This is a genomic window from Chromobacterium aquaticum, from assembly GCF_021129195.1.
Taxonomy (GTDB): domain Bacteria; phylum Pseudomonadota; class Gammaproteobacteria; order Burkholderiales; family Chromobacteriaceae; genus Chromobacterium; species Chromobacterium aquaticum.
The window spans coordinates 1-955 of sequence record NZ_JAJOHW010000296.1 but is presented as its reverse complement, the minus strand read 5'-3'; the positions used below and the strand labels follow the sequence as shown (position 1 = coordinate 955).

Sequence of the window (955 nt, the reverse complement as noted above, 5' to 3'; positions counted from 1 at the left end):
CCACGATGGCGTCCAGCGGCACGCCCTGGCGCGCGAAGGCCTGCGCGCTCGCGTCGCGGACCCGGTCCACCAGCGCGCCGAAGCTGTCGCCCTCGCCCACCTCGGTGGCCAGCGCCACCAGGTTGACGAAGTAGCCGGCGATGTCCTCCGCCGCCTGGAAAGGCCGGTTGGCCGCCGGCGTCAGCGTCAGCCCGCGCGCCTCGCCGGTGTAACGCTGCTGCAGCAGCGCGAAGGCGCTGAACAAGGTGGTGAACAGCGTGGTGTTATGGCCGCGGGAGAACGCGGCCGCCGCGTCCATGCACGCGGCCGGAATCTCGAAGCGCTCGGTGCCGCCGCGCCCGCTCAGTGCCGGCGGACGCGCGCGGTCACCGCGTATCGCCGGCACCTCGTCCACCTCCGCCAGCGCCTCCGTCCAGGCGTCCAGTTGCGCGGCGTAGTCCGGCGACGCCATCCAGCGGCGCTGCCAGGCGGCATAGTCTCGATAACTGAGGCGGGGCGCCGAGGGCTCGGCCGCGTCCGGCGACGCGAGATAGGCGCTGAAATCGCGGATCAGCACGCTCATCGACCAGCGGTCGAAGATGGCGTGATGGATGGTCAGCACCAGCACCGCGGCGCGCTCGGGCGTCGAGAACAGATCGACGCGCCACATCGGCGCGCCGGCGGCGAAGGGCTGTCGCGCCAATTCCGCGGCGCGCGCGCGCAAGGCGTCGTCGCCGTCCACCGCCCACGCTTGCAAGGCGACGATCGGCTCGGGCAGCACCCGCTGTTGTTCCGGCTCGCCGTCGCTGAAGACGGTGCGCAGGATGTCGTGCCGGCGCGCGAGCGCCGCGAAGGCGCGGGCGACGGCCTCCTCGTCGACGGCGTCCGCGAGTTCGATCGCCGCCTGTTCGTTGTACATCGCCGGATCGCCCAGCCGCGTTGCCGCGACCAGACGGGCCTGCCCCGGCGACAGCGC

1 protein-coding gene is annotated in these 955 nt (G+C 73.1%); it reads right to left on the bottom strand.

From position 1 onward, the window contains the following. The coding region (locus LQT98_RS23895) for a condensation domain-containing protein (RefSeq protein ID WP_231465749.1) at positions 1 to 955 on the bottom strand (955 nt) is incomplete at both ends.